The organism is Thermoanaerobacter sp. CM-CNRG TB177 (assembly GCF_018588165.1).
In the GTDB taxonomy this organism is placed as follows: Bacteria; Bacillota; Thermoanaerobacteria; order Thermoanaerobacterales; family Thermoanaerobacteraceae; genus Thermoanaerobacter; species Thermoanaerobacter thermocopriae.
The window spans coordinates 1-22,272 of the sequence record NZ_JAFCAC010000071.1; the positions used below are offsets into that span (position 1 = coordinate 1).

General features: G+C 33.7%; 25 protein-coding genes and 1 pseudogene. All 26 read left to right on the plus strand.

The genetic code is table 11. From position 1 onward, the window contains the following. Positions 1-119, plus strand: a pseudogene (locus I4N53_RS12685) (AI-2E family transporter); the annotation flags it as partial. 112 nt (positions 120-231) lie between these two features. Next, positions 232-2,865 (plus strand): alanine--tRNA ligase, encoded by a 2,634-nt coding sequence (alaS, locus tag I4N53_RS08390; protein ID WP_214496029.1) that lies wholly within the window; start codon positions 232-234, stop codon positions 2,863-2,865. A gap of 77 nt (positions 2,866-2,942) precedes the next feature. After that, positions 2,943-3,200, plus strand: coding sequence for an IreB family regulatory phosphoprotein (locus I4N53_RS08395; protein ID WP_003869796.1), 258 nt, complete (start codon positions 2,943-2,945; stop codon positions 3,198-3,200). Between the two features lie 349 nt (positions 3,201-3,549). After that, positions 3,550-3,969 (plus strand): Holliday junction resolvase RuvX, encoded by a 420-nt coding sequence (ruvX, locus tag I4N53_RS08400; RefSeq protein WP_214496087.1) that lies wholly within the window; start codon positions 3,550-3,552, stop codon positions 3,967-3,969. Between the two features lie 79 nt (positions 3,970-4,048). Beyond that, positions 4,049-4,333, plus strand: a complete 285-nt coding sequence (locus I4N53_RS08405) for a DUF1292 domain-containing protein (RefSeq protein ID WP_012995110.1) — start codon at positions 4,049-4,051, stop codon at positions 4,331-4,333. Between the two features lie 218 nt (positions 4,334-4,551). Beyond that, positions 4,552-4,992, plus strand: a complete 441-nt coding sequence (locus tag I4N53_RS08410) for a Fur family transcriptional regulator (RefSeq protein WP_012995111.1) — start codon at positions 4,552-4,554, stop codon at positions 4,990-4,992. Positions 4,993-5,177: 185 nt separating this feature from the next. Then, complete coding sequence (locus I4N53_RS08415; RefSeq protein WP_038002071.1) at positions 5,178-6,860, plus strand: ribonuclease J; 1,683 nt, start codon at positions 5,178-5,180, stop codon at positions 6,858-6,860. An 18-nt stretch (positions 6,861-6,878) separates the two neighbouring features. Continuing rightward, the gene (locus tag I4N53_RS08420; protein WP_012995113.1) at positions 6,879-7,208 is read left to right on the plus strand and encodes a YlbF family regulator; all 330 of its coding nucleotides are present in this window, start codon (positions 6,879-6,881) and stop codon (positions 7,206-7,208) included. Further along, positions 7,209-7,679: a QueT transporter family protein gene (locus I4N53_RS08425; RefSeq protein ID WP_214496030.1), complete on the plus strand. Its 471-nt coding sequence runs from the start codon at positions 7,209-7,211 to the stop codon at positions 7,677-7,679. Positions 7,680-7,762: 83 nt separating this feature from the next. Continuing rightward, positions 7,763-8,818 (plus strand): endolytic transglycosylase MltG, encoded by a 1,056-nt coding sequence (mltG, locus tag I4N53_RS08430; RefSeq protein WP_013150249.1) that lies wholly within the window; start codon positions 7,763-7,765, stop codon positions 8,816-8,818. A 12-nt stretch (positions 8,819-8,830) separates the two neighbouring features. After that, on the plus strand, positions 8,831-9,469 hold the full coding sequence (locus I4N53_RS08435) for an O-methyltransferase (RefSeq protein ID WP_214496031.1): 639 nt from the start codon (positions 8,831-8,833) through the stop codon (positions 9,467-9,469). Positions 9,470-9,471: 2 nt separating this feature from the next. Beyond that, a complete protein-coding gene (locus tag I4N53_RS08440; protein ID WP_214496032.1) occupies positions 9,472-10,698 on the plus strand; it encodes a U32 family peptidase in 1,227 nt (408 codons plus the stop codon). 53 nt (positions 10,699-10,751) lie between these two features. Further along, positions 10,752-12,359, plus strand: a complete 1,608-nt coding sequence (locus I4N53_RS08445) for a penicillin-binding protein 2 (protein ID WP_012995118.1) — start codon at positions 10,752-10,754, stop codon at positions 12,357-12,359. 68 nt (positions 12,360-12,427) lie between these two features. Beyond that, on the plus strand, positions 12,428-13,123 hold the full coding sequence (sigK, locus tag I4N53_RS08450; RefSeq protein WP_214496033.1) for an RNA polymerase sporulation sigma factor SigK: 696 nt from the start codon (positions 12,428-12,430) through the stop codon (positions 13,121-13,123). 63 nt (positions 13,124-13,186) lie between these two features. After that, on the plus strand, positions 13,187-13,687 hold the full coding sequence (locus I4N53_RS08455) for a YqeG family HAD IIIA-type phosphatase (protein ID WP_012995120.1): 501 nt from the start codon (positions 13,187-13,189) through the stop codon (positions 13,685-13,687). Continuing rightward, a complete protein-coding gene (gene aroE, locus I4N53_RS08460; RefSeq protein WP_012995121.1) occupies positions 13,677-14,531 on the plus strand; it encodes a shikimate dehydrogenase in 855 nt (284 codons plus the stop codon). Before I4N53_RS08455 ends, aroE begins: the two co-directional genes overlap by 11 nt. A gap of 110 nt (positions 14,532-14,641) precedes the next feature. Next, positions 14,642-16,318 carry a type II secretion system ATPase GspE gene (gspE, locus tag I4N53_RS08465; protein ID WP_012995122.1) on the plus strand — a complete coding sequence of 559 codons (1,677 nt, stop codon included), beginning with the start codon at positions 14,642-14,644 and terminating at the stop codon, positions 16,316-16,318. A 5-nt stretch (positions 16,319-16,323) separates the two neighbouring features. Continuing rightward, entirely contained in the window at positions 16,324-17,373 is a 1,050-nt protein-coding gene (locus I4N53_RS08470) for a type IV pilus twitching motility protein PilT (protein WP_012995123.1), read from the plus strand. A gap of 10 nt (positions 17,374-17,383) precedes the next feature. Continuing rightward, on the plus strand, positions 17,384-18,592 hold the full coding sequence (locus I4N53_RS08475) for a type II secretion system F family protein (RefSeq protein WP_214496034.1): 1,209 nt from the start codon (positions 17,384-17,386) through the stop codon (positions 18,590-18,592). A 27-nt stretch (positions 18,593-18,619) separates the two neighbouring features. Beyond that, positions 18,620-18,973, plus strand: coding sequence for a competence type IV pilus major pilin ComGC (locus I4N53_RS08480; protein WP_214496035.1), 354 nt, complete (start codon positions 18,620-18,622; stop codon positions 18,971-18,973). A gap of 80 nt (positions 18,974-19,053) precedes the next feature. Next, positions 19,054-19,812, plus strand: a complete 759-nt coding sequence (locus tag I4N53_RS08485) for an A24 family peptidase (RefSeq protein ID WP_214496036.1) — start codon at positions 19,054-19,056, stop codon at positions 19,810-19,812. Positions 19,813-19,816: 4 nt separating this feature from the next. Beyond that, the gene (locus I4N53_RS08490; RefSeq protein WP_012995127.1) at positions 19,817-20,275 is read left to right on the plus strand and encodes a prepilin-type N-terminal cleavage/methylation domain-containing protein; all 459 of its coding nucleotides are present in this window, start codon (positions 19,817-19,819) and stop codon (positions 20,273-20,275) included. A 10-nt stretch (positions 20,276-20,285) separates the two neighbouring features. Next, the gene (locus I4N53_RS08495; protein WP_013150257.1) at positions 20,286-20,966 is read left to right on the plus strand and encodes a prepilin-type N-terminal cleavage/methylation domain-containing protein; all 681 of its coding nucleotides are present in this window, start codon (positions 20,286-20,288) and stop codon (positions 20,964-20,966) included. After that, positions 20,957-21,466, plus strand: a complete 510-nt coding sequence (locus I4N53_RS08500; protein ID WP_012995129.1) for a PilW family protein — start codon at positions 20,957-20,959, stop codon at positions 21,464-21,466. Before I4N53_RS08495 ends, I4N53_RS08500 begins: the two co-directional genes overlap by 10 nt. Beyond that, positions 21,456-21,989: a PilX N-terminal domain-containing pilus assembly protein gene (locus I4N53_RS08505; RefSeq protein ID WP_214496037.1), complete on the plus strand. Its 534-nt coding sequence runs from the start codon at positions 21,456-21,458 to the stop codon at positions 21,987-21,989. The genes I4N53_RS08500 and I4N53_RS08505 overlap by 11 nt, the downstream gene beginning before the upstream one ends. Positions 21,990-22,004: 15 nt before the next feature. Beyond that, on the plus strand, positions 22,005-22,265 hold the full coding sequence (locus tag I4N53_RS08510; RefSeq protein WP_012995131.1) for a late competence development ComFB family protein: 261 nt from the start codon (positions 22,005-22,007) through the stop codon (positions 22,263-22,265). Positions 22,266-22,272 lie beyond the last annotated feature (7 nt).

The following is a 22,272-nucleotide window of genomic DNA, read 5'->3' on the forward strand; positions in this document are numbered from 1 at the left end:
CAGTAATTTTTTCACTGATTGCAGGGGGGGAACTTTTTGGCATCTGGGGGCTTTTATTGTCTGTGCCTATTGTAGCAATCGTAAAAGCAGTTGTAACAGAAATTTTTATTGAGAAATAAACCAGTTATTGACTTGTTATGTTCAATCTTGTATAATATATCAAAAAAGAGCGGGTAAAAGCCCGTCCCCAAATTAGGGACGGTTTTTATTGTATCAAGAAGGAGGATTTTTATGGAAAAACTCGGGATGAATGAAATTAGAGAAAAATATTTAAGCTTTTTTGAAAGCAAAGGACATTTGAGGTTGCCAAGTTTTTCTCTAATTCCCAAAAATGATAAAAGCTTATTGTTGATTAATTCCGGTATGGCTCCTTTAAAAGCTTATTTTACAGGAAAAGAAGTTCCCCCCAGCAAAAGGATTACTACTTGCCAAAGATGTATAAGGACACCTGACATTGAAAGAGTAGGTAAAACAGCACGTCACGGTACTTTTTTTGAAATGCTAGGAAACTTTTCCATTGGTGATTATTTCAAAAAAGAAGCTATTCCCTGGGCCTGGGAATTTGTAACAGAAATTTTGAAGTTGCCAGTTGACAGGTTATGGGTATCAATTTATGAGGAAGACGATGAAGCATTTGAGATTTGGAACAAAATAGTTGGGTTACCTTCTGAAAGAATAGTGAGGATGGGAAAAGAGGATAATTTCTGGGAGATTGGCACAGGACCTTGTGGGCCATGTTCAGAAATTTACTTTGACAGAGGTGAAGAAAAAGGCTGCGGTAAGCCTACTTGTGGAGTTGGCTGTGATTGCGATAGGTTTATTGAATTCTGGAATTTAGTTTTTACCCAGTTTAATAAAGACGAACGAGGAAATTATCACAGGTTGCCAAATCCAAATATTGATACAGGCATGGGACTTGAGAGGATAGCCACAATAATGCAGGGAGTCGACAGCATATTTGATGTAGACGTAATAAGAGGCATTACTAATTTTGTGTCTAAGATTGCGGAAGTAGAATATGGAAAAGATGCAGAAAAAGATGTGTCTTTGAGAGTTATCACTGACCATATAAGAGGGATAACTTTCATGATATCAGATGGAATTCTGCCTTCTAATGAAGGAAGAGGCTATGTTTTGAGAAGGCTTTTAAGAAGGGCTGCAAGGCACGGTAAATTGCTGGGGATAAACGATACCTTCTTGTATAAAGTGGTTGATTCAGTCATAGAAAATTATGGAGAGGCATATCCTGAAATAATTGAGAGAAAGGACTATATAAAGCGAATAATCAAACTGGAAGAAGAAAGATTTAAGGAGACAATAGACCAAGGACTTACAATTTTACAAGATTATATAAGCGAACTAAAAGTACAAGGAAAAACCGTATTAGAAGGTTCTAAAGCTTTTAAACTATACGATACCTATGGGTTCCCATTGGATTTAACAAAAGAAATTTTGCAAGAAGCTGGCATTACTGTTGATGAAGAAGGATATACAAAGGAGTTGGAGAAACAAAGGATAAGAGCGAGAAGCAGCAGAAAAGAAGATAATAGTTTGTGGGAACAAGACATATATTCTACTTTAGGAGATATTAAAACAAAATTTGTGGGATATGATACTTATGAAAGCGATTCAAAAGTTTTAGCTATTGTAAAAGATGAAGAGCTTGTTGAGGAAGCAGAAGCTGGAGATGATGTAAGTATCATATTAGATGTTACTCCTTTCTATGCTGAAAGTGGTGGGCAGATAGGAGACAAGGGAGTTCTAGAGAATGAAAATGCTTTGATAAAAGTAAATGACTGTAAAAAAATAGGAGATAAGTTTATACACACTGGAACAATTGAAAGAGGTTTAATTTCAGTAGGAGATGAAGTAAAAGCTCAAATTGATGTGGTAAGTCGAAGGAATGCTACAAGAAACCACACTGTAACTCATCTTCTTCATAAAGCCCTAAAGGAGATTTTAGGCGACCATGTTCATCAAGCTGGTTCTCTTGTGGCTGATGATCGATTAAGATTTGATTTTTCACATTATCAAGCTGTGACTAAAGAAGAGCTAAAGCAAATAGAAAATAGGGTTAATGAAAAGATATACCAAAGTTTAAATGTGCATATTGAAGAAAAAACTTATGATGAGGCAGTGAAAGAAGGGGCTGTTGCGTTATTTACAGAAAAGTATGGGGATAAAGTAAGGGTTGTAAAAATTGATGATTACAGCATGGAACTTTGCGGTGGAACTCATGTTAAAAATACTAACGAAATAGGGATTTTTAAGATTGTATCTGAAAGTGCAGTTGGTGCAGGTTTAAGAAGAATTGAAGCTTTAACAGGACTTGCTGCAATAAAATATTTAGGAGAGAAAGAAGAAATATTAAAAGAGGCTTCTGATTTATTAAAAGTCCAAGATAAAGAGATAATTTCAAAAATAGAGGGCTTGCAACAAGCTTTAAAAGCAAAAGATAAAGAGATAGAACAATTAAAAATAAAAATGGCTTCTATTTTGGCTGATAGTTTAATCAATTCTGCTATTTCATTAGATGGTATAAAAGTAGTGGTTTCAAAGGTTGAAGATTATGATAGTGAGGCTTTGAAGGCATTAGGAGATATTTTAAAAGATAAATTAAAAATTGCTGCAGTAGTATTAGCATCTTCTACCCCAGAAAAAGCTATATTTGTCGGTATGGCTACTAAAGATGTTGTTCAAAAAGGGATAAACATGGGAGCTATTATTAAAGAGGTGTGCAAAGTATCTGAAGGAAATGGCGGTGGAAGACCAGACATGGCTCAAGGAACAGGCAAAAATCTATCTAAGGTAGATGAAGCGTTAAACAAAGCGATAGATATTGTAAAAGAACAGTTAAAAAATTGAGAAAAGCTTGACTAGCCAAGTAAATATAGGTTATTATAAAGTTGATGGTAGTTAAATGTATCTAGAGGTGATATATTATGGTAGATAAAAACGAACAGACTCTGAGGTATCACGTTACAACTGATAGAAAAACTGTTAAAGAGATATTGACAGCAGTGTATGAAGCACTTTCTGAAAAAGGTTATAATCCAATTAATCAAATAGTAGGTTATATATTGTCTGGGGACCCTACTTATATAACCAGCCATAAAAATGCGAGAAATTTGATAAGAAAAATTGAAAGAGATGAATTAGTAGAAGAACTTTTGAGAGAGTATTTGTCTTCCCAAAAATAAGAAAAACAAAATTGCCTCACATAAGGTGAGGCAATTCAGACTGATGACAAACTTTCGTAAAGTAGATATTTTACATAAGTTGCGACTTGTGACAAAGCGCTAACAAAGCTTAGCAAGACTGAGGATGGAGGCGGGGCCGAAGCCAAGGAGGGCGGAGGCGGGCACTTGAGACAGGACGTCGAATGTGCCCGGTACCCCGCCGCAATCCGAAAGTCGCGCTTTAGCTTTGTCGCTTTGGAACTTCGGAGCAACGATGTAAAATATCTACTTTTAAATAATTTTTTAACTTTGTCAACAAACTGAATTGCCTCACATAAGGTGAGGCAATTTTAGAATGGAGAGATTTTTTTTGAGGATTATGGGACTAGATGTAGGTGATAAAAGAATCGGGATAGCCATAAGTGACTTATCAGGGACAATTGCACAGGGACTTACTACTATTAAAAGAAGTAGTAACAAAAAAGATTTTGAGAGAATAAAACAAATAATAAATGAATATGAAGTAGGAATGATAATTGTAGGATTACCTAAGAACATGAATGGTACTTTGGGACCACAAGGACAAAAAGTTGTAAGATTTGTTGAACACTTGAAGAAAGCTTTTAGTATACCAATAATATTGTGGGATGAAAGGCTTACTACAGTAGAAGCGGAGAGGGTTTTAATAGAAAAAGCTGATATAAGTAGGGCAAAGAGAAAAGAAGTAATTGATAAGCTGGCTGCAGTTCTTATACTTCAGAACTACTTAGATTCACAAAAAAATAAATAAATTTTTATTAAAAACTTGACAGTTTATTTGGTATGTTATACAATTACATTATCTTGAAGTAGAATTGAGGTGAAATAGTATGGAGCCAGAAATCATTCAGTTAATCGACGAACATGGCCATGAAGTAGACTTCGAACTTATAGCATCATTTGACCTTGACGACACCAGGTATGCTGTGGTAGTCCCTGTGGATAGCGATGGGGAAGATGCTTATATTTTGAGAGTGGAACAAGATGAAAATGGCAATGATATCTTTGTAGGAATTGAAGACGATGATGAGTTCAATGATGCTGTCGAAGCATACAATGAGCTGATGGAAGAATATGAAGAGTATTATGATGATGGGTTTGATGAGGAAGAGTAAAATAAATTAGAGTGAAATTAGATTAAGATATACCGTTTTGGTATATCTTAATTTTATATATTCCCCAAATTGGGTGTAAAAAGCAAACTAGATTCTCAATTGAAATATCTTTATCTACTATGAAAATTCGATTTTGCTAAAAAATCAAAAAAAGTGTTTGACAATTGAAAATGAATATCATAAACTAATATTAGTTATGTTATTTGGCGGTGATATAGATGAATGAAATTGAAAAATTCAAAGAAAGATTAAAAGATAAGGGATATAAGTTGACAACTCAAAGGCGCGCTATACTGGATGTGATTTTGGAAAATCGGGATAAACATCTTTCCTCTGAGGAAATATATGACTTGGTAAGGTTAAAATATCCTGAAATAGGTCTTGCCACTGTTTATAGGACTCTTCAGGTATTTGAAGAATTAGATATTGTTTATAAATTAAATTTTGACGATGGTCGAAATCGATACGAGCTTAATCATAATGAAAACCATCAGCATCATCATTTGATTTGTTTAAAATGTGGAGCAGTTATAGAAATGGAAGGAGACCTTTTGGAGGAGTTGGAAAAGGCTATAGAAGAAACTAAAGATTTTGAAATAATAGACCACAACGTTAAATTCTTTGGTTATTGTAGCAAATGCAGGAAAAGTTATAGTTAACTTTAGGAGCCGGGGTTCAATGCCGAGGGCTAATTTGGTCCGTAAGCCTACAAATTCTTGAACGGACAATTTACCTTCTCAGGGTTGAAGTATTTTTTTAAATAAAGTATAATTTATATTAACTAGGGTAAGGTACGGGTAAGTGTTTTTGTTGTTTTTGGTAAAATAAAAGCTAAAAATATCTAATGAAAGGAGATAAGTATTTGGCACACAAGGCAAAACTCAAAATAATACCGTTGGGCGGATTGAATGAGATCGGCAAAAACATGACGGTTTTTGAATTCGGGAATGACATTATAGTTGTGGATTGTGGCCTTGCTTTTCCAGATGATGAAATGTTGGGAATAGACCTTGTTATTCCCGACATTACTTATTTATTGAAAAATAGAGAAAAAGTGAAAGCAATTATATTAACTCATGGTCACGAAGACCATATTGGGGCACTTCCCTATGTCTTAAAACAACTTAATGTTCCAGTGTATGGAACCCGTTTGACTATAGGTTTGGTAGAATATAAGTTAAAGGAGCAGGGCCTTTTAAAAGATAGTAAATTAATAACTGTAAAGCCAAGAGAGATCATCGAAATTGGCCAGTTTAAAGTTGAGTTTATAAGGACTTCTCATAGCATTGCAGATTCTGCGGCTTTAGCTATTCATACTGCTGTTGGGACGGTTTTCCACTCAGGTGATTTCAAAATAGACTTTACCCCTATAGGAGGAGAAGTACCAGACTTACACCGCTTTGCCCAGTTGGGGGAAAAAGGGGTACTTGTGATGTTATGCGATAGTACCAATATTGAAAGACCGGGCTATACCATGTCAGAAAGGACAGTAGGAGAGACTTTTGATAATCTTTTTAGAAAAGCAGAACGGCGAATTATAGTGGCGACTTTTGCTTCTAATATCCACAGAGTGCAGCAGATTATAAATTCTGCTCACAAGTACGGAAGAAAGGTTGCTATTTCAGGTAGAAGCATGTTAAATGTAGTCAATGTAGCGATGGAATTAGGGTATTTAATAGTTCCTGATGGCCTTTTAGTTGATATTGATGAAGCCAATAAATTACCATATGATAAAGTTGTCATTATAACGACAGGCAGCCAAGGTGAACCTATGTCAGCTCTTACCAGAATGGCTTCTTCTGAACATAAAAAACTAGAGATTGTACCAGGAGATACAGTGATTATTTCTGCTTCTGCTATTCCAGGGAATGAGAAACTTATTTCTCGCGTTATCAACCAATTATTTAAAAAAGGGGCTGATGTAATTTATGAAACATTGGCAGATATACACGTATCGGGGCATGCTTGTCAAGAAGAGATTAAACTACTTCACACATTAATAAAACCCAAATTTTTTATCCCTGTTCACGGGGAATACAGACATTTAGTTCAACATGCTAAGCTTGCAGAATCTTTAGGAATGCCTCCTCAAAATATTTTTGTAGTAGATAATGGGACAGTATTAGAGTTTACCAGAAATTCCGGAAGAATTGCAGGTACAGTTACAGCAGGGAAAGTGTTAGTAGATGGCTTGGGGGTTGGGGATGTAGGTAATATTGTTTTAAGAGATAGAAAACATTTAGCTCAAGATGGCTTGTTAGTAGTAGTGGTTACTATTTCTAAAGAAACGGGAGGAATTATAGCGGGGCCCGACATAATTTCCAGAGGATTTGTATATGTAAGAGAATCTGAAGATTTAATGGAGGATTCCAAAAATATTGTAAGAGATGTATTGTCAAAGTGTGAAAAAGAGGAAATTAGTGAATGGGCTACTATCAAATCGATGATAAAAGACAATTTAAGTAGTTTTTTATATGAAAAAACGAAGAGAAATCCTATGATATTACCAATCATAATGGAAATTTAGTCAGGAGGAGCTTAAAACATGAATGTCTACGATAAAGCTTATGAACTGGCTAATGCTATAAAACAGTTGCCAGAGTACAAAGCTTTAAAAGAGGCGTATCGAAAAATAAATGAAAATGAGCAAAACAAGAAGATGCTGGAGGATTTTAAAAAAAAGCAACTAGAAATCCAAGCTAAAGAGTTATCAGGTGAAAAAGTGGAGCCTAAAGAAAAAGAAGTTTTAGAAAAGCTGTGGGAGATATTGAACCTTAATCCTGATATAAGTTCTTACTTGTCTTTAGAATACACTTTTAGCAAAATGATGAATGATATATTAAAAATAATTACAGAACCAATGGAGATGAATTAAATGAAAAGGATAGATACTGGTTACATTGTAAAAGCAGGAGTTATTGCAGCTATTTACTTTGTGGTGACTATTCTTTTAGGAAACTTTTCTTATGGACCTATTCAATTTAGAATATCTGAAGCATTAGTTGTATTACCCATGGTAGAACCGGCAGCGATATGGGGGGTTTTTTTAGGATGTTTATTAGCTAATATAGGAAGCCCCTTTGGACTTATTGATATTTTAGGGGGAAGTTTAGTTACATTGGCTGCTGCCTACCTTACATCAAAGGCTAAAACTTTTTACAAAGCTATATTGCCTCCTATAATATTAAACGCTCTTATTGTTTCAATATGGGTAAGTTATTTTACAAAAATGCCTTATTATCTTGTAGCTTTGTATATTGCTTTAAGCGAAGCTATTGTAACAGGTGTATTTGGGTATGTAGTGATTACAGTATACAAAAGATTAAAAGATAAGTATTCTTTATAAAAACAGGTAAGCGAAAAGCTTACTTGTTTTTATTTTTAATTAATTATATAATTTAGGTAAACCTACAAAGGAGAAGAAATGTAATGAACAATGTCGAATACAAAAGAAAAAGTAAATTTGCTGTGGTAGTAGTTGTTATACTTTTTTTCTTTTTCTCTGCTCTTGTGTACTACCAAAGCCTTTTACAACCAGTAACTACCAAAAGTGATGCAACTTTAAAGATTGTAAATATTCCAAAAGGATATTCTACTGTTGAAATAGCCAAAGTGTTAAAAAAGAATAACTTAATTAAAAATGAGTGGTTTTTTATATGGCGAGCAAAAGTTTTAGGTGCTGATGGAAAATTACAAGCAGGAAAATACCTTTTAAGTCCTAACATGACTCCTGATGACATAATCAAAAAAATATTTGAAGGCAAAGCTCAAAAAGATACAATAAAAGTAACTATTCCTGAGGGTTATACTGTTAAAGATATTGCTAATAAATTATCCCAATTAGGTCTTGTAAATAAAGATAAATTTTTAGAAATTTCCCAAAATGATACTTTTAACTACGATTTTTTAAAAGACGTGCCTAAAGATAGACCAAACAGATTAGAAGGGTATCTTTTTCCCGATACCTATCAAATACCTATAGAGGCTGACGAAAAAGAAATAATAAATATCATGCTTAAAAGATTTCAAGAGGTTTATAATAGTAATATAAAAGATATTGCAAAAAATATAGGAATGACTCCCGATCAGATTGTAATAATAGCTTCTATGATAGAAAAAGAGGCTGTGGTAGATAAGGACAGGCCTTTAATTGCAGGTGTTATATATAACCGTTTGGAAAAACATATGAAACTACAAATAGATGCAACTGTGCAGTATGCGTTAGGAAAACACAAAGATAAGCTTTTGTACAAGGATTTAGAAGTAGATTCCCCTTACAATACCTACCAACATTATGGACTTCCTATAGGTCCTATTTGCAATCCTGGACTTAAATCTATTAAAGCAGCTCTTTTTCCAGCTGAGCATGACTTTTACTATTATGTTGCAAAAAAAGATGGGTCTCATATTTTCAGTGTAACTTATGAAGACCATTTAAAAGCCCAAAGAGAAATTGAAGCAAGTGAAAATAATAATGTTAAATGAAAGGGTTGAGTTATGGAATTAACTGTAAATGATATAAAATTTATAAGAGAGACGGTTCATAAATTTGGTTATCCTTTAAATGAGATAGAAAAATACGCGAAAGAAAATTTTATTCCAATTGCAAAACCGGAAGTCGCTGATTTTTTAAGTTTTATTGTGAGGCTAAAAAAGCCTAATAATATATTAGAGATAGGAACTGCTATTGGCTATTCTACTATAATAATGGCGAAAGCTTGTTCTAAAGTTAGAATAGTCACTATTGAAAGAAATATAAATTTGGCTGAGATAGCTAAAGAAAATTTTAAAAAAGCAAAAGTAGAAGATAGAATAGAACTTATTTGTGGAGAAGCACAGCAAGTTTTTCCGAATTTGACTAAAAACTATGATTTGATATTTGTAGATGCAGCGAAAGGTCAGTATATAGAGTTTTACAAAGAAGTAAAAAGACTTTTAAGCAAAGAGGGCGTAATCTTATGGGACAATATTTTGTACAAAGGATATGTTGTAAATGAGAAAAATGTAAAGCATAAAAGAAGGACAATTGTTTACAGAATGAGAGAATTTATAGAAATATTGCATCAAGATAAAACTTTGTACACGGTAATTTTGCCTTTAGGAGATGGATTAGCGGTAAGTTTTAAGGAGGAATAATTATGCTGGAACTTTTGGCACCAGTTGGAGATTTGGAAAGATTAAAAATAGCAATAAATTATGGAGCGGATGCAGTATACTTTGGAGGGAAACACTATAGTTTAAGAGCTTCTGTTGGTTTGACACTTGATGAGATAAAAGAAGCAATAAGGTATGTGAGGAAGAATGGGAAAAAAGCTTATATTACTATAAATATCTTTCCCCACAATGAGGATTTGGAAGGATTACCTGAATATATTAAATCAGTCGTTGACCTTGGCATAGATGCTATTATTCTTTCCGATCTAGGGATTTTTTCTATTGTAAAAGAAGTAGCACCTGAAGTAGATGTTCATATAAGTACACAAGCAAATAATGTGAATTATAAAAGCGCTCTGTTTTGGCATAATTTAGGTGCGAAAAGAATAATTTTGGCAAGAGAGCTTTCCTTAAAAGAGATAAAAGAGATTAGAGAGAAGACGCCAAAAACTTTGGAATTAGAGGCATTTGTCCACGGAGCTATGTGTATTTCTTACTCAGGAAGGTGCCTTTTAAGCAATTACCTTACAGGAAGGGATTCTAATAAAGGAGAGTGTGCACAACCTTGCCGGTGGAAATATTATCTTGTGGAAGAAAAAAGGCCAGGAGAGTATATGCCCATTTTTGAAGATGAAAGAGGAACCTATATTCTGAATTATAAAGACCTATGCATGATAGAGTACCTCCCAGAACTTGTGGAGGCTGGAGTTAAAAGCTTTAAAATTGAGGGAAGAAATAAAAGTGCCTATTATGTAGCTGTAGTCACAAGAGCGTATAGAAAGGCAATTGACGATTACCTTGAAAAAGGAAAAGATTATGTTTTTGACAAAAAACTTCTCGAAGAGGTTTCTAAAGCGAGTCACAGAGGATTTACTACAGGGTTTTATTTTGGCAAACCAGGCCATGAGGCTCAAAATTATGAGTCTTCAAAATATATAAGGACTTATGATTTTGTAGGGATTGTAAAAAGATATGACCCAGATAGTAAAATTGCTGTTGTAGAGCAAAGGAATAGGATGTTTGTAGGTGACAAAATTGAAATTATAGGCCCTAAAGTACAGTTTGAGCAGCAAATTGAAAAAATGTGGGACGAGGAAGGAAATGAGATTGAAGTAGCCCCCCATCCTCAAATGATAGTGAAAATTCCAGTAAAATATCCTGTAGAAGAGTTTTTTATTCTGCGAAGAGAAATTAAAAATATTAAAAATTAGCTTAAAATCTGCTCCTTTTGGGAATACTTTTTCCTGAAAGGAGCAAAGTTTTTATGGAAAAAAGAAATTATAGGATTGTTTTTTTGAGAATGGCTTTGTCAATATTAATGGTAACTTTGATTTTTAGACTTTTTTACATACAAGTAATCAAAGGAGATTTTTATTCTCAAAAAGCGGTGGAACAAAAAATTAGAAGTTTTAAGATTTCTGAAAAAAGAGGAGAAATTTATGACAGAAATATGATTCCTTTTACAAATAGAGAATACAAAGAATATATATTTGCTATACCTAAAATGTTGACTGACAAAGAAAAAGCGGCAAAAATTATAAGTGAAATTGCTGCGGTAAATTATGAGAATGTGTTAGAGACCCTTCAAAGTGAAAAGGATTATGTGAAATACGAGGTTAAGGTTAATTTAAATGGCAAATTACCTGCAGGGATTTTTAAGTTAGCATTGTCACAAAGGTATTCGCAAAATTCTTTAGCAAGGCATGTAATAGGATATGTAGGAGATAAAAAAATGGGTTTAGAAGATACTTTTGATGGAATTCTAAATAGCAAAAATGAAGACAGCATTGCAGTATTTACAGATGGGAATAATACAGATTATATAAAAGGATTGGGAGTAAGGTTAAAAACTTCTGAAAAAGAAGTTTTGGGGATAAAAACTACATTAGATTATCATATACAAAAAACAGTAGAGGATGTTCTTGACAAGAATAAGGTAGATGGAGCTGCAGTGGTAATAGATATAAAAACAGGTGATATACTTGCAATGGCAAGTAGACCTAATTTTGACCAAAATAATATTCAAGCTTATTTAAATAGCTCTAATGAAGAATTTATAAACAAGGCTGTCTCTCAATATCCTCCTGGTTCTATTTTTAAAATTGTAGTAGCTTCTGCAGCATTAGAATATGATAAAGTAGATTTGCAAGATACTTTTTATTGCAGTGGCGGGTATGATATAAATGGGGTAGTATTTCACGATTACAAAAAAGAGAGTCATGGAGTAATAAACATGGTAAAGGGCTTTGCAGTTTCCTGCAATACTACTTTTATAAAAATTGGGCAAATAACAGGAGCCAAAAATATTTTAGAGATGGCGAGAAAATTTGGAATTGAAAGTGATGACAGCCTGCCAATACCTGAGCAGATAGGGAAATTACCTATACTATCTGATACTTACGGAGCCGGAATAGGTAATTTGTCAATAGGGCAAGGGGATGTGCTAATTACTCCTCTTCAAGCAGCCGATGTTGTAGCCACAATAGCTAATGATGGAGTTAGAAATATACCGCGTTTAGTAACTGCAATAGTTGATGAAAATGGAAAAGAAATTAAAAAATTATCACAGAAAAAGTCTTACAGGGTGATAAGCAAAAACAACGCCAAAATTTTAAAAGAAATGATGAGACAAGTGGTTATTGATCCAGAAGGGACGGGGAAAAGGGCGGAGACTATTTATGGCAGTGCTGGTAAGACAGGTTCCGCAGAAGTCAGTAAAGAACTAAATATATACCATGCTTGGTTTACAGGTTTTGTTCCTTTTGATGAACCTAAATATGCAATTTCGATTTTTGTAAAAAATGGAGATACTGGAGGAACTAAAGCTGCCCCTCTTTTTAAAGAAATAGCGGAGGAAATAATGAAATATTGATGTACGTGCACCATTTTAAATAAAACACATATAATAGATGTGTAATGTTAAAAAAAGGGGTGGCAGCGATGTGGGAAGTTGTTGTTGCAATTTTGGCTTCAATTGTAAAGGAAATCTTAAATCTTGGCTACTTGACAAACACCAACTCTTTTCCCAATCCACTTACTCCAGAAGAAGAAAAGAAATATCTAGAAGCTTATAAAAACGGAGACGAGGAAGCTAGAAATATTTTGATAGAAAGAAACTTGAGGTTAGTAGCTCATGTTGTTAAAAAGTACAGTGGAACAGGTAAAGATATAGATGATTTAATATCTATTGGGACAATAGGGCTTATAAAAGCAATTTCTACTTTTGATTCCTCTAAAGGTACACATCTTGCCACGTATGCAGCCAGATGTATAGAAAATGAAATACTTATGTCTATACGTGCGGAAAAAAAGATGAAAGGAGAGGTTTTTTTACAGGATCCTATTGGTGTTGATAAAGAAGGCAATGAAATATCTTTAATGGATGTCCTCGGCACAGAAGAAAATGAAATATCCGAACAGGTAGAGAAAAAAATTCAAATTAAAAAGTTATACAACAAAATGAACAACGTTTTAAAAAATAGAGAAAAGTTAATTATAGAAATGAGGTACGGGTTATATAATGGTAAAGTGAGAACACAAAGAGAAATAGCAAAGATGCTGGGTATATCTCGGTCATATGTTTCAAGGATTGAGAAAAAGGCTTTAAATAAGCTTTTTAAAGAGCTTACTATGTAAAACTGTTTGTATTGACAGTTTATTTTTTTTTATTATATAATTTTAACTAAATGAGGTGAAGATATGTATAAAAAGTTAATTCCTGATATTATCGTGGAAAATATCTATGATATCAATTTAGACTTTTTAAAAGAAAAAAGAATTACCAGTCTTGTCTTAGATATTGACAACACTTTAGTACCTCAAAAATCAAAATTTCCCGACAAAATGACTATTGAATGGCTTGAAAAAGTAAAAAAAGAGGGGTTTAAAATTTGCCTCATTTCAAATAACACTAAAAGAAGAGTGAATGAATTTAAAGAAAAGGTTGGTGTACCTGGAATAGCTTGGGCTATTAAACCGAGAAAAGGAGCTTTTAAAAAGGCTTTAAAGATTTTAGATGCTAAGCCTAATGAGACTGCTTTAATAGGGGACCAAATATTTACAGATATTCTTGGAGGAAAAAGAGCGGGCTTATATACTATTTTGGTTAAGCCTTTATCAAAAGACGAATTAGGATGGACTAAACTGATGAGAAAAGCAGAACAACATGTACTTAAAAGGGTTGAAAGATATGGAAATTAATTCAAAGACTAAATTGTTTGGTCTTATAGGTCATCCTGTGGAACATAGTTTATCACCTTTAATACATAACTACGCTTTTAAATCTTTAAATTTAAATTATGTCTACACTGTTTTTGATGTTTTTCCAGAAAAGCTTGAAGATGCAGTAAAAGGAATAAAAGCTTTGGGAATAAAAGGGGTTAATGTGACTATTCCTCATAAAGAAAAAATAATTAAATACTTAGATGTGGTTTCAGAAGAAGCACTTAAAATTGGCGCAGTCAATACTTTAGTCAATGAAGAAGGAATATTAAAAGGATATAATACGGACGTTTACGGTTTTATAGATTCATTGACAGAAGTAGGAGAAAAAATTAAAGGTAAAAAAGCCGTTGTGTTAGGAGCTGGAGGAGCGTCTAAAGCAGTTTGTGTTGCCCTAGCTTTAGAAAAAATAAATGAAATAGTAATTGCCAATAGAAATGTTGAAAAGGCAAAAGAATTGTCAGAATATATTAAAAGGGAATTTAAGGTTTCGTGTAATTACTGCAGTATAAATGAAGTAGAGAAAATACCTGAAATGGACATACTTGTTAACACTACAAGTGTAGGAATGTATCCTAATGTTGAAGATTCACCTGTTTGCGAAAAAGTGGTTTCACGGGCTAAATTTGTCTATGATGTTATATATAATCCTTTTGAAACTGTTTTTTTAAAATATGCTAAAAGAAATGGGATAAAGTATTCTAATGGACTTTCTATGTTGGTAAATCAGGCTAATTATTCTTTTAAATTATGGACGGGGGGATTTTTCGACAAAAATTTAGTATACAGGCGTTTAAAAGAAGGAATTACGAATAATTTGTAGAATATTTTATAGAGAGATGAAGTGAGGCTATAGGGGGGCACTTTACGCCTCATGGATTGAATGGTGCAACCGGCTTTATGTCGGCTTTATTATTTTTGGAGGTATATTTTATGGTCAGGAAAAAGCTGGGAGAACTTTTAGTTGAAGCAGGGCTTATAACAGAAGAACAACTGAAACACGCAATAGAAGTTCAGAGTAAAACAGGAGAAAAATTAGGAAAAGTTCTTATTAAATCGGGGTATGTTACAGAAAGCCAAATACTAGAAGCTTTGGAGTTTCAATTGGGTATTCCCCATGTTGATTTGCACAAATATTATATTGACCCAGAGGTGGCAAAATTAATTCCCGAAGCTGTTGCTAAAAGACATACTATTATTCCTATAAAAAAAGATAAAGATGGTATATTGGTAGCAATGGCAGACCCTCTAAATATTTTTGCTATTGACGATGTGAAAATTATTACAAAGCAAAATGTAAAACCGTTAATTGCTTCTGAAAGTAGCATTCTAAAAGCTATCGATAGAATATACGGGAAAGAACAGGCAGAGAAAGCAGTACAGGATTTTAAAAAGGAATTCCAAAGTGAAGCTTCAAATGAGCTACCAAGTGAAATACTTGAGGAAGTGCAAAACGCGCCTGCTGTCCGCTTTGTAAATTCTATAATTGAACAGGCAATAAAAAATAGAGCTTCAGATATTCACTTTGAACCTACAGAAAAAGATCTGCGGATTCGATTTAGGATAGATGGTCAATTGACAGAAGCTATGAGAACTATAAAAAGCACTCATGCACCTGTTGTGACGAGGGTAAAAATAATGGCAAACATGAATATTGCAGAAAGAAGACTTCCACAGGATGGAAGATTTGAGTTTGTTTCAAACGAAAAAAATATAGATGTAAGGGTTTCATCTTTGCCTACTGTTTTTGGCGAAAAATTGGTTTTAAGGCTTTTGGATAAAGAAAATTTCGTGATGACAAAGGAACAGTTAGGTTTTGATAAAGAGGATTTAGTGCTTTTTGATAAACTAATAAAAAGACCTTATGGTATTGTGCTTTTAACTGGACCTACAGGTAGTGGCAAAACCACTACTTTGTATGCCATGTTAAAAGAACTCAACAAACCTAATGTAAATATAATAACTGTGGAAGACCCTGTGGAGTATTCTATAGAAGGAATAAATCAGGTGCAGGTTAATGAAAAAGCAGGTCTTACTTTTGCTACTGCTCTTCGGTCTATTTTAAGACAAGATCCAGACGTAATAATGATTGGAGAAATTAGGGATACAGAGACTGCAGAGATAGCTATTCGTTCTGCGATAACGGGGCATTTGGTTCTTTCTACTTTGCACACAAATGATGCAGCAGGAGCAATGACAAGGCTTATTGATATGGGTATAGAACCTTATCTTGTTTCTTCTGCTGTGGTTGGAGTTATAGCCCAAAGACTAGCGAGAAAGATATGCGATAATTGTAAAATTTCTTATAAAGCTTCAGAGAGCGAGAAAAAAATATTGGGAGTAGAGGAAAAGAAAGACTTTACTTTATACAGAGGAAGGGGATGTCCTGTTTGCAATAAGACAGGGTATAGAGGAAGAATTCCCATATATGAGATACTGACTGTTACTTCTAACATCAGAGAACTTATAAACGCTAAAGCTTCTTCTGATGTAATTAAAGAACAAGCGGTGAAAAATGGAATGAAAACTTTAAGAGAAAGCGCCAAAAAATTTGTATTAGAAGGAAAAACCACAATTGATGAAATGTTAAGACTAACTTATGAGGGCTGAGGCATATGGATACAAAAGAACTGTTAAAATTAGTAGTTGAAAAAAAAGCTTCTGATTTACATATAACGGTGGGAGTACCTCCGGTTCTTAGAATTAATGGCTATTTAGAAAAAGTAGAAGATGAACCTTTTACTCCTGAGCAAACAGAAGAAATAGTTAAAGATTTATTGACAAGTGATCAATTGCAAAAACTAGAGCAAAATGGAGATATTGACTTGTCTTATTCAGCTGCAGGATTAGGAAGGTTTAGAATAAATGTATACAAACAGAGGGGAAGCTATAGCCTTGCAATAAGGTCAGTAGCTTTGCAGATTCCTTCCATAGAAGAATTGGGGCTTCCTACAATTCTTAAGGACTTGGCTTTAAAGACAAGAGGGCTTATACTGGTGACAGGACCTACTGGCAGCGGCAAATCTACCACGTTAGCTTCAATGGTAGATTGGATAAATTCTAAAAGGACTTGCCATATTCTTACCCTTGAAGATCCTATAGAATATTTACATAAACACAACAAAAGCATAGTAAATCAAAGGGAAATTGGTCATGATGCGGTATCTTTCGCTTCTGCTTTAAGAGCTGCCTTAAGAGAAGATCCAGATGTTATACTAGTTGGAGAAATGAGGGATTTAGAAACCATTCAAATTGCCATAACTGCTGCTGAGACAGGACACTTGGTTTTGTCGACTCTTCACACAATAGGAGCCGTTAAGACTATTGACAGGATTATCGATGTTTTCCCACCTCACCAGCAGCAACAGATAAAGATACAGCTTTCTAATGTGTTGGAAGGCATTATTTCGCAGCAACTTATTCCCAAAAAAGATAACAGCGGTAGAGTAGTTGCAACAGAAGTTATGATTGCTACTCCTGCTATAAGAAATCTTATAAGAGAAGGTAAAACTTTTCAGATACAATCGGTAGTTCAAACAGGCAGCAAGTTTGGCATGATGACAATGGATATGTCTATTTTACACTTGTTAAAAACAGGAGTTATATCATTAGAGGATGCTTTGACCTATTGCGTAGACAAAGAGAATTTTTCTCGCATGATATAGAGGTGGTTATATGCCGTTATACGCTTACAGGGCGAGGGATATGGCAGGAAATCTTATTGTGGGAACTTTAGAGGTTGATTCTAAATCTCAGTGCATTGACGTTTTAAAGCAAAAAAATTATTATATAATTGATATAAAAGAAGAAATTGTAAAACAGGACATATTAGATTTTGGGTCTTTTAAAAGGGTAAAGATAAAGGATATTGCTGTTTTTTGTAGACAGTTTGCTACCTTGATAAATGCAGGCATTCCTATAGTGACTGCTTTGGCTACTATGAAAGAACAGGTGGAGAATAAAAGATTAAAAAATGCATTGAGAGAAGTCTATGAAGAAGTTCAAAAAGGAAAGTCTCTATCTGATGCGATGAAAAAACAGGGAGATGTTTTTCCTGTGCTTTTGTACAATATGGTAGAAGTAGGGGAAGTAAGTGGAACTTTGGATAAAGTTATGAATGAAATGGCAGACCACTATGAGAAAGAGAATGAATTAAATCAAAAAGTGAAATCTGCTTTGACTTACCCTGTGATTGTATCTTTTGTTGCAGTATTAGTTGTTATTTTTCTTTTGACAAATGTTTTACCTATTTTTGTAGGTTTGTTCAAAAATGCTGGAGTACAGTTGCCTCTTCCCACTCGAATACTAATTGCTATAAGCAGTTCTATATCTCACTATTGGTACTTTCACATAGGAGGAATTTTGCTGATTTTTTATTCGGTTTCGAGTTTTTTAAAAACACCCCAAGGAAGGCGAATTTACGACAGAATGCTTTTAAACATGCCAATTTTTGGGCAATTGAACAGAAAAATTTTAACATCAAGATTTACAAGAACTTTAGGTACATTAATAAGTGCAGGAATACCCTTGATTGCGGCAATGGAAGTAGTAGAAAAAGTTGTAGGGAATACGATAGTTTCAGAAGGATTGAGAAAGGCGCAAGAAGATATAAAAAAAGGCTTACCTCTTTCGGAACCTTTGAAAAAAATGGGTATTTTCCCACCAATGGTAATCCAAATGATAAGTGTTGGTGAAAGTTCAGGTTCATTAGACAGTATCTTGAATAAGGCTGCGGATTTTTATGATGGAGAAGTGGATACAGCTGTGTCACAAATGACTACTCTGTTAGAGCCTTTAATAATTATTATGCTGGCAACAGTAGTGGGCTTTATAGTTGTTTCAATCATTATGCCACTGTTCCAATTATACAATTTTATAGGCTGATGACATGGGGAAAGGGGGTGAAAAAAGATGGAATGGTTCGCAAAGGCATTAAATAAAGATGAAAGAGGTTTTACATTAATTGAATTGATTGTTGTCATTGCAATTTTAGGAATACTGGCAGCAATAGCTGTGCCAAGGGTGACAACTTCATTAAAAACAGCAAAAGAGAATGCTGATATAGCAAATGCACAAATTATAGGACAAGCGGCTGAGAGGTATTATATAGAGACAGGGAACACCACCGATAACATAAAAGATTTAGTTGATGCAGGATATTTAAATAAAGTTCCACAACCTGCTGATGGTGGCCAGTTCACACTTGAAATGAGTGACGATGGAAAAGCTACAGTTAAGGTTGGAGATACACAGCTTTATCCATAAAATATTAAAATAAAAGGTGTTTAATGAATATTAACGGGCACATTTTTGTGCCCTCCCTATTATTTTTTTAGGAGGTCATTATGGAAATACTACTTTACATATTCATATTTTTATTCGGCACAATTATAGGAAGTTTTTTAAATGTGGTCATACACAGAGTGCCAAGAAAAGAATCAATAGTCTATCCCCCTTCTCATTGTCCTATATGTGAACATGAATTAAAAACTATTGATTTAATACCTATATTGAGTTATATTCTACTTAAAGGAAGATGTAGGTATTGTGGAGAAAAAATTTCAATAAGGTATCCTGCTGTAGAAATGTTAACTGGAATTGTATTTTTGATAATTTATCATAAATTTGGCTTAGGTTTTAAAGCTTTTTCTTACATGTTTATAGCCGCTATTCTAATAACTGTAAGTTTTATTGATATAGATTACAAGATTGTACCAAATAAAATTATTTTAATTGGTTTTATAGGCGGAATAATTTTTAGAATCCTTATGTACAACTATGGGCTTATTGATTACATAGTGGGATTAATTTTAGGTGGAGGAATTCTCCTTCTTATCTCTTTGATTTCAGGTGGTGAGATAGGAGGAGGAGACATAAAGCTCATGGCCTTAATTGGTTTTTTCATAGGATGGAAGCTTACAATTTTAGTACTTTTCCTCTCTGTAATCATTGGAGCATTGGGTGGTGTCATATTAGTAGCTTTGAAAATTAAAGGAGGAAAGGATTACATTCCTTTTGTACCTTATATTTCCATTGCATGGTTTATTTCAATTTTATACGGGTATAAGATTCTTAACTATTATATAAAGTTTATCAGAGGTTAGAGCTATGAAAAAAGAAGAGGGATTAACTTTAATAGAACTGGTGACGGTTTTAGCTATTTTATCCGTTATAGTTCTTATAGTTATTCCTTCCTCTAACTTTTTTGATACGACAATGTCAAATGTAAGGCTTACTCTTATTGCCCATGAGGTTGTAAGTGACTTAAGATACATACAGCAAAAAAGTATTTTTGAAGGAGAAATTTTATATTTTAAAAGCAAATTAGATAATACAGGATACTACATAAACAGATATGATGACAATAAAAATGTTAGGACAAAAAATTTGCCTAAAGGAATCAAAATAAGTAAAAAAGATGGCGGAAAAGTAGAAATATACTTTAATCAGATGGGAACTCCTATTGGAGCTTGTACAATAACTTTAAAAAATGATAAAGGAAGCGAAATTTACATAAGTGTAGCAGTCGTTACAGGGCGCATTATGATAAGTGGGAAAAACTATTAGGAGTGATTTTATGAAGATTTTAAAGGACAACAAAGGTATGACTTTAGTAGAAGTACTTGTTTCAATAGCTATATTTGCAATAGTGGCAATACCTCTTTTGGGCATTTTTAGTCAATCTGCTATAACTTCTGCTAACTCTAAGATAAAGACAAAAGAAGCTACTATTGCGCAAACAATTGCAGAAAATATAAAAGGGGGGATTGTAAAAGATAATTTAGATTTAGCCCAAATAGTAAATGACTTTGAAAAGGAAGGCTTTTTAACTTATGTAGAACGAAAAACTTCTATAGGAGATCTTTCTCAGTATCAGATCAAAGTAGGAAAAATTGGTTCAAACACTCCTATGTATATCCTTTATGTTATGGCGCCTAAGACGGAAATTACTTCTTATGTTCCAGTAGAAATACCTTCTGAGGAAGACCATAGTGGAGATGGTAGTGGTAGTAACGATGTAATAAAGCGTGTAGTAGACCTGATAACAATAGTAATAATTGCGACATGGACTGCTTTATTTTTAGGTTTCGTAGTAGTCACGTTAGGTTGGAATGAGTTTACCAAAACAAAAATTTTGACTATTGCAAACACGGTTGTTAACATGGTAAAAGAGGACGTTACTAGTTTAAAAGAAATAGGGACAAAAGCTTCAGAAATTGCCGGTGTTAAGGTTCCATGGTGGTTAAAATGGTGGTAAAACAAGAAGAAGGATTTACCCTCATTGAACTTATTGTGACATTGGCAATACTCGGAGTGGTAATAGGAGTTTACTCTTTGCTGTATTATTCAGGATACAAGTCTTTTGTAAGCACGCAGAATAATGTAGATGTAGAGCAAAATGTTAGGATTGCAATGAATTATATAGTGTCCTTGTTAGAAAAAGGGCCTTCTGAAGTTGAGATTATTGATAATGGCTGTGGTCTGTCTATAAAAAAGGTATTAACTAAAGAAGGGTATCGCGATTATAAAATAACTCTAGAAAGCCCTATTCTTTATATTCATATCAAAGAATCTGATACAGACAGCAGAGGGAGTAAGCTTCAATTAGCTGTTAATATTTATGATTTTAAGGTGACTACAAAAAATGGTAATATGATGAATATTGAAATAACTGGGCAAAGTGATGATAAGGGTTCTAACAGGTTTTCTCTTTCTACAGAGGTTTTTTTAAGAAAGAGTGATATAAATGTTAAGTGAAAGAGGCTCTGCCTTAGTTTTTACTTTAATAGTAATTTTGATTCTCTCGGTTTTAGCTGTAGCAATTTTAGAAATAACTATTACAAATTACAAGATTTCTTACGCATATGCTAATTCCATATCAGCTACATACGCTGCTGAAGCAGGATTAGAAAAGGCAAAGAGTGAGTTTAACTCTGATTTATTAAATACTTTGTCAAATATAGCAAGGACAAAAATTAATGCAAATGCGGGCAAAGTTTCAAATGAAGTTTTGACACAAGATATCTATAGAGATGTAGCTTCATACCTTCAACAAAATGTGTTTAGTAAATATCCTCAAACAGGATATTTAGGTGATAATGGTCAGAAATATACTGTAAAAAGTATTAGTTTAGATAGTAATTATGTTAGAATGACTTATACTATACACATATACGCCGAAGGGGAATATAAAAATTTTAAAAAAGAAGGATATGCTCAGTTAATTATAAACTTAGAGTCAATAAGTCCACTTACTGTTTCTAAGTGGGAAATAAAATAAGGAGAGGGTTTTTTTATGCATCTTAAAAATTACATGGAAGACGCTGTTGAGCAAATGATGGATGAGGTTTTGAAAGATTTAGACGTTTGTAAATGCTCACGATGTAGGATGGACATAAAGGCTTTAGCACTTAACAATTTGCCTCCAAAATATGTTGTATCAGAAGAAGGAGAACTGTATGTAAAGACAAATGAGTTGGTAAGGCAATTTGAGGTAGACATAATAAAGGCTATAACAATGGCTGCTATTAAGGTAAACAACAACAAGCGCCATTAGGAGGTAA